The organism is Chimaeribacter coloradensis (assembly GCF_002858715.1).
Classification (GTDB): Bacteria; Pseudomonadota; Gammaproteobacteria; order Enterobacterales; family Enterobacteriaceae; genus Chimaeribacter; species Chimaeribacter coloradensis.
Genome location: NZ_PJZH01000012.1, coordinates 124,058 through 131,206 on the forward strand (window position 1 = coordinate 124,058; position 7,149 = coordinate 131,206).

The 7,149-nt window shown below is 59.5% G+C and carries 6 protein-coding genes; 4 read left to right on the forward strand and 2 right to left on the reverse strand.

The features are described from left to right. Positions 1-103 precede the first annotated feature (103 nt). Positions 104-1,291, reverse strand: a complete 1,188-nt coding sequence (locus CYR32_RS13035) for a benzoate/H(+) symporter BenE family transporter (RefSeq protein WP_101825009.1) — start codon at positions 1,289-1,291, stop codon at positions 104-106. A 580-nt stretch (positions 1,292-1,871) separates the two neighbouring features. Here CYR32_RS13035 and CYR32_RS13045 point away from each other — a divergent pair. The 4 genes from CYR32_RS13045 to CYR32_RS13060 all read left to right on the forward strand — a co-directional run bounded on the left by CYR32_RS13045 (position 1,872) and on the right by CYR32_RS13060 (position 5,374). Continuing rightward, a complete protein-coding gene (locus CYR32_RS13045) occupies positions 1,872-2,876 on the forward strand; it encodes a TIGR04086 family membrane protein (protein ID WP_101825013.1) in 1,005 nt (334 codons plus the stop codon). A gap of 143 nt (positions 2,877-3,019) precedes the next feature. Further along, positions 3,020-3,538 (forward strand): hypothetical protein, encoded by a 519-nt coding sequence (locus CYR32_RS13050; RefSeq protein WP_101825015.1) that lies wholly within the window; start codon positions 3,020-3,022, stop codon positions 3,536-3,538. A gap of 15 nt (positions 3,539-3,553) precedes the next feature. Next, positions 3,554-4,003 (forward strand): DUF421 domain-containing protein, encoded by a 450-nt coding sequence (locus CYR32_RS13055; protein WP_101825018.1) that lies wholly within the window; start codon positions 3,554-3,556, stop codon positions 4,001-4,003. Between the two features lie 318 nt (positions 4,004-4,321). Next, entirely contained in the window at positions 4,322-5,374 is a 1,053-nt protein-coding gene (locus CYR32_RS13060) for a LacI family DNA-binding transcriptional regulator (protein ID WP_101825019.1), read from the forward strand. 136 nt (positions 5,375-5,510) lie between these two features. Here CYR32_RS13060 and CYR32_RS13065 read toward each other — a convergent pair whose 3' ends face one another. Next, positions 5,511-6,608 (reverse strand): porin, encoded by a 1,098-nt coding sequence (locus tag CYR32_RS13065; protein WP_101825021.1) that lies wholly within the window; start codon positions 6,606-6,608, stop codon positions 5,511-5,513. Positions 6,609-7,149 lie beyond the last annotated feature (541 nt).

The following is a 7,149-nucleotide window of genomic DNA, read 5'->3' on the forward strand; positions in this document are numbered from 1 at the left end:
GCGTAGAGGACGGCAGGCTATCCGCCATAAGCGCAGCGGGAAGAACCGTTACCGAACGTTACAGGAGAGGAAAAACCGGGCAGCCACCGCTGCCCGGCGGGGATCAGCGGCGGCTGAGCAGCAGCCAGACCAGCACGCCGCCCACCAGCCCCCAGAAGGCAGCGCCGACGCCGAGCAGGGTCAGGCCGGAAGCGGTGATGAGGAAGGTGACCATTGAGGCATCGCGCCCGCGCTCCTCATGCAGGGCGCCGAACAGGCTGCCGGAGAGCGTGCCGAGCAGCGCCAGCCCGGCAATGGTGTGGATCAGCGCCGGGGGCAGCGCGCCAAACAGCTGACCGATGGAGCCGCCGAACAGCCCGGCGATCAGGTAGAAGACGCCCGCCGCTGCCGCTGCCATATAGCGCCGCGCCGGGTCGGGGTGCACCTCCGGCCCCATGCAGATGGCGGCGGTAATGGCGGCGATGCAGACCGAAAAGCCGCCGAACGGCGACAGCAGCAGCGCCAGCAGCGCCGTGACGCTGATCAGCACCGACACCGGCACCCGGTAACCGGCGGCCTGGAGGGTGGCAATGCCCGGCGCGTTCTGGGAGGCCATGGTCACCACAAAATAGGGAATGCCGATGCCGATCAGCGCATGCAGGGTAAATGCCGGGCGGATCGGCGCGGGGATCGCCAGCGCCGCCCCGCTGCCGTGGAACACCAGCGCGCCCTGGGCGGCGGCCACCGCCAGCCCCACGGCCAGCGCCAGCAACACCGCAAAGCGCGGCAGCCAGCGCCGGGCGAGGAAATAGGCCGCACACATCGCCCCGGCCAGCAGCGGGTCTCCCTGCAAGGCACCAAAGGCGTCGATGCCGAACCGCAACAGGATGCCGGCCAGCATCGCCCCGGCAATCGCCGGCGGGATGATGTTCATCAGCCGCGCAAACAGCCCGGTGATGCCGCACAGCAACATCAGCGCATTGGCGAACAGGAACAAACCGATGGTCTCATTGATCGAGGTGCCCGGCAGGCTGGTGGCCAGCAGCGCCGCGCCGGGCGTTGACCAGGCGGTCAGCACCGGCGTGCGGTACCAGAGCGACAGCCCGAGCGAGGAGATCCCCATCGCCAGCCCCAGCATACTCAGCCAGCCGCCCAGCTGATCCGGGGTCGCCCCGGCGGCCGCCGCCGCCTGAAAGATGATGGCCGCCGAGCTGGTGTAGCCCACCAGCACCGCCACAAACCCGGCAATCACCGCTGACAGGGAGAGATCGCGCAGGTGGAGGCCCGGCCGGGCCGCCGATACTTTGTCCATGAAGTTCTCCAGGTTAACCCTCAGTTATCGCAAGACATTGCTGTTCCTTCTGCGGGCACTATAACACCAGATGCGGCGCACTGACGGCGCGCGGCCCGGCCACCGGCCCCGGCGCGGGGCCGCTTCCCGCCTGCCCTTCACACCGGCTGACGGGTAGCCCGCCGTTTTTAAGCGGCCGGCCCCCGGATTTACCGCTCCCGGCCGTAAAAAGCGGGTTATGGCGTGGTGGTTTTGTGATGGAAATAACGGTTTTCATAGGCTATTTCCCAAAACTGTTAAGTTCCTCACGTTTTAGGAATATTTTTTTAATTTCATCGTTTAACAATCAGCACCTTATGGCGCAGGTAACGCAAATCCACAGGATTTTGTTTTGCCGCTGATGGCAGAAGCACCGGCACTGACTACGCTTAACCTTGTAATTGCAGGAAAAAACGGCTCCTGGGGCGAGGATAATTTTCAGAAACAATCTCCTGTGCGAGGGCTTCGGCCGGATCGCCAGACGCCAGTGCTACCGGGTCGCCATGAGGAGCTCATACCCTGATTCTGGGTAATCTGACGGAAAAATTGCGAGGACTATGACATGACCAACTATGATGCCAACGTCATCACGGATAACCGCTCGGTGAACGCCACGCTGACGCCATTAAAACGGATTTCATGGAGTGCGGTGTTTGCGGGCGTGATCTTATCCATGGTGGCGTACCTGCTGCTGTCCATGCTGGGCACCGCTATCGGCGCCTCCACTATCGATCCATTACATGAGGGGAATCCGTTCAGCGGGTTAAGTACCGGTGCGGCAATCTGGATGGTCGTGACGATCCTGATCGCCTGTGCCGTGGGCGGCTATGTGGCCGGCCGTCTGGCACAGCGTGAAGGGATGCTGCACGGCCTGCTGGTGTGGGGCGTGAATACCCTGGTCTGTACCTATCTGGTACTGACGGTGTTTACCTCCGCCGTGGGCGGCGCGGTGAATGTGGCCGGTTCCGGCCTGCGTGCTGTGGGCAGCGGCATCTCCAGCGTGACCCCGCAAGCAACCCAGATGATCAAAGACCAGCTGCAACAGGCCAACATCAACCTGGATGACCTGCAAGGCGAGCTGGAAACCACCCTGCGCCAGACCGGGAAACCGGAACTGCAGCCGGAAAACCTGGAACAGCAGGCCAACACCGAAGCCAACACGGCCCAGAATCAGGCCACCAATACCTCGCAAGCCCCGGATCAGGCCCTGAACCAGTGGCTGACCGGCGTAATGGGCCGCGGTGAAAGCACCCTGCAGGCTGCTGACGTCGATGCCCTGAAAAACATCATCAAGGCCCGTACCGGCAAATCCGATCAGGAAGTGGATCAGATTGTGCAGCGCGCCCAGCAGTCTTATGCCCAGGCTTACCAGAAATACCAGGAGCTGAAAGCCCAGGCTGAACAGAAAGCGCGTGAAGCGGCTGACGTGGCCGCGGCCGGCATCTCCAAAGCGAGCTGGTATGGCTTCTTTATGCTGATTATCGGCGGTGTGGTGGCCGGTGCCACCGGTGCATGGGGCCGTCGTACCCAGCCGCGTGCCGTGACCGCTGACCAGCGTAAACTGTAATTCCGCATCACCCCTGACGGCCGGCCTTTGCCGGCCGTTTTTTTATGCTTTCCCGCCCTGTCCCACACTTTTCCTGCGCTTTCCCTGCCACGCCCTGCGGCCTGGTCTACGCTTACAACACCTTCAATTCACGGGAGTTATCTATGGCATCGCCCCCCCAGGATGAGTTCTCCAGCCGCCACTATCCGGTGCGGGAGAATATGCGCTGGCTGCGCTGGTCACTGCGGCTGGAAAAGCTCGGTTATCTGCTGCTGTTTGGCTTTATCGGCGCGGCGCTGCTCGGCCTTTTCTCCAGCGGCTGGCTCAGCGACCGCGTTATCACCAACCCCGACCGCACGGTGCAGCTGAAGTATGACCGCTTCGCCCGCCAGCAATCGGAAATGCAGTTAGTGCTGCATTTCCGGCCACAGGGGCAGACCCCGGCCGTGGTGCAGCTCGGCGGCGACTTCGCTGACAACTATGAGATTGTGGCGGTGCAGCCGCAGACGGCGCAGATGGTCACCACCGGCCGGGGCATGATCATCACCCTGCCTACCTCCTCCGCTTCCGCCTCCACCGCCCTCTACCTCACGGTGCAGGCAAAATCCTTTGGCCGCTACCAGAGCGAGGCCGTGCTCAACGGCCACCCGCCGCTGCGGTTCACCCAACTGGTTTACCCTTAAACAGGAGCTGAAAACATGGATATGGTGCTGCGCGCCGCCTGTATGTACCTCTTTCTGATGGTGGTGTTCAAAATTGCCGGGCGGCGCACCCTGCTTCAGATGACCTCGTTTGATTTTATCCTGCTGCTGATCATCAGCGAGGCGACCCAGCAGGCGCTGCTGGGGGATGATTTCTCGCTGTTCGGGGCCTTTATTACCATCGGCACCCTGATTGCCATCGACATTCTTTTCTCGATGCTCAAAGACAAGGTCCCGGCGGCCGACCTGGTGCTGGACGGTTCGCCGGTGATTCTGATTGAGAACGGCAAAACCCTGGACAAACGCATGGTGCAACTGCGCATCAGCCTGGAGGATGTGATGGAAGTGGCGCGGCAGGAGCAGGGGCTGGAGCGGGCCAGCCAGATCAAATACGCCATTCTGGAAACCAACGGCAAAATTTCCGTGATCCCGGAAAAACAGGGGTAATGGCCCCGGCAAAAGATGAAACGGTTTGATTAGCCATCTGCCGGGCTTTGCGGTTATTCTTAAACGTGCCTTTAACGAAATCTTTACATTTACCGGCTTTTCCCAGCCTGAAATCTGAGCTGTTTCGCCGCAGGCCAGATGCCGCATGGCCTGCACGGCAGCACGCTGCGAAACCGTTTGCCCTTAAGAGCAGCTTATACAACCTGCCCCCTGCTTGTATAACTCAGTGGTAGGAGGAGAGAGGGTTAAACCAAATAGGATTTTGTGCTAACAATAAAGGTAGGAATTCACAATAACCCGCTGACAGAGTGAACTTTTATGGCGAATAAACGGGTGGTTCTATCGGATGTGGCTCGTCTGGCCGGCTTATCAAAAGCCACGGTGTCACGATACCTGAATAACAGTATCGTGCTGCCGCAGCAGACCACACAAAGGATTGAGGATGCCATCAGCACATTGAATTACCGTGGTAACAGCCTGGCACGCCGCCTGAGCAAGGGCGGCAGTGAGACACTTGGGCTGGTTCTGCCAGAAATCAGTAACCCCTTCTTTGCTGAACTGGCAGAGGCTGCCGAAGAGGCGGCCTCTGCCCACCAGTACAGCCTGGTGCTGTGCGTCACGCGCAATAACCTGGAAAAAGAGATGCAGTTTATCCGCTGGCTGGATACCCGCCAGGTGGACGGCCTGCTGTTTGCCACCAACAAGCCCGATAACGGCGCACTGCTGGCGGAGTTGCAGGGCCAGAGCAACATCGTCCTGATCGATGAGGATATTCCCGGTGCGGATGTGCCAAAAGTCTTTGCTGACAACGTCACTGGCGGGCGGCTGGCGGCCCAGCAGCTGATCGACGCCGGGCACCGGCGCATCGCCTATGTCGGCGGGCCGGGCGAGCTGATGAGCGTGCGTGAACGCCATGAGGGCTTTTGCCAGGCGCTGGCGTCGGCCGGGCTGCCCTGCCCGCCGGAGCTGGTGCTGATGGGGGATTACACCCGTGAATTCGGCCAGTATGCCCTGGAGACCCTGCTGGCCCTGCCGGTGCCGCCCACGGCGATCTTCGCCGGCAGCGACTACCTGGCGCTCGGCCTGCTGGACGGGCTGCGCGCCCACCAGCTCAGCGCGCCGCAGGATATGTCCATCGTCGGGTTTGATGATGCCAACTACGCGGAGCTGATTACCCCGCGCCTCTCCACCATCCGCCAGAACGCCGGCGAACTGGGGCGCACCGCCGTGGAGCTGCTGATCAAAATCCTGAAGGAAGAGACGCCGCAGGAGAACAGCATCGCACGCATCCCGGTGCAGTCCGTGAGCCGCGAGTCCATCGCGCCGTGCACCACCTCGCTGGACAGCCCACGGCTGAACAAGGCGGGCTAGCGTTGCTGCCCTGCCGCGCCTGCGGCAGGGATCGTTCCCAGCCCGCTTTCCGGGCATAAAAAAGCGGGGCCAGATGGCCCCGCCTTCTTTTATTACCCACTGCAGACACAGGAAGGGTAATGGCTGTGTTACATCATCAGAAGCGGTAGGTCAGGTTGACCGCCACCACGTTATCCGTGGCCTGGCCCAGCGCGTTGTCTTCGTCCAGCAGGTTGATCTGGTAGTCGACGTAGGTGTACATGTTTTTGTTCAGGTAGTAGGTCACGCCCACTTCCACATATTTCACCAGGTCGGCATCGCCCACGCCGTCAATCTCTTTGCCCCAGGACTGCACATACGCCACAGAAGGACGCAGGCCGTTCAGGAACTGGTACTGTGCCACCGCTTCCACGTTCTGGGTACGGTTGGCGTAGCCGCTGATCGCCAGCCCGGCATTGGTTTCGCCGGAGATGCGGGTGGTGTTGCGGGTTTCGGCGTACATCGCCGCCAGGTAGACCTGGTTGGCGTCATATTTCACCGCGCCGGTCCAGGCTTCTGCCCGGTCACCGCCGCCCACCACGGAATTCTTCTGGTTCGCGGTGCGGTTGGCGTTGGAGTAGGCTGCCGCCACGCCGATGCCGGAGCCGCCGATGTCCTGATAATCTACCGAGAAGCCGTAGCCGTCGCCGTTGCCGCGCCCTTCGTCGGCGGTGCCGTCACGGTCATTTTTGCCCTGGTACTGCACGGCGAAGTTCAGCCCTTCCACCAGGCCGAAGAAGTCGCGGTTACGGTAGGTGGCCAGGCCGGAGGAGCGCGCGGTCATGTAGTTGTCGGTCTGGGAGTAGGAGTCGCCGCCATATTCCGGCAGCATGTCGGTGTAGGCTTCGGCGTCATACACCACGCCGTAGTTGCGGCCGTAGTCAAAGGAGCCGTACTCACCGAATTTCAAACCGGCAAACCCGAGGCGGGTTTTGTTGCCGCTCTGCGCGTCGCTGCCTTCTGAGTTATTGGCCTGAACGTTGTATTCCCACTGGCCGTAACCGATCAGCTGGTCAGTGATCTGGGTTTCACCCTTGAAGCCAAAACGCACGTAGGTGCCGTCAGCGTTGGCATTGTCGGTAAAGACATATTTCGCCGCCACACGGCCATATAAATCGAGTTTATTACCGTCTTTGTTATAAATTTCTGCGGCGTGGGCCACACCAGAGGCCGCAATAAAAGAGACCGCCAGGGCCAGGAGAGAGCGCTTCATCATTATTTGCGTTTCCTTGATTTAAAAATACGTTTATCAGGTAATGATTTTTCTTTATTAGAGGCTTTTTCTTTTTTCAGATAACAGCGCGCCCTGCCCTTTTTTTTGTGAGGGGCAATAGAGGTTATGCAGGTATAAGAAATAGAAAGACAGACTATGTATAAATGCGTCCGTCTGTAAGCGGAAGAAACCTTAACACTAAGCACAAAAAGTTAAAATGAAAAAATAAGCACATGTATGTCTTTTTTGTGAAAATGAATGTAACAAAATGTTAATTTCACTAATCCCGATAAATCACTGAATATCCTATTTTTTTGTCTAAAGCAGTGCTGCATTTTGGTGCAACGCACCGGCTCGGTGCAAAGCTGTGTCGGCATGTTACGGTGCCTTGTGAAAAAATTGATCGGGAGTGTGAGGATGTTAACACCCCGCCGCGCAGGATGAATTTGACCTCTGAATCGGGATGTGCCTTATTTCCGCCTGCCTCCTGCGCTGTTTTAAAAAAATAAAAACGCCTGTGTGACAACGCGCACTTTTTTTAACT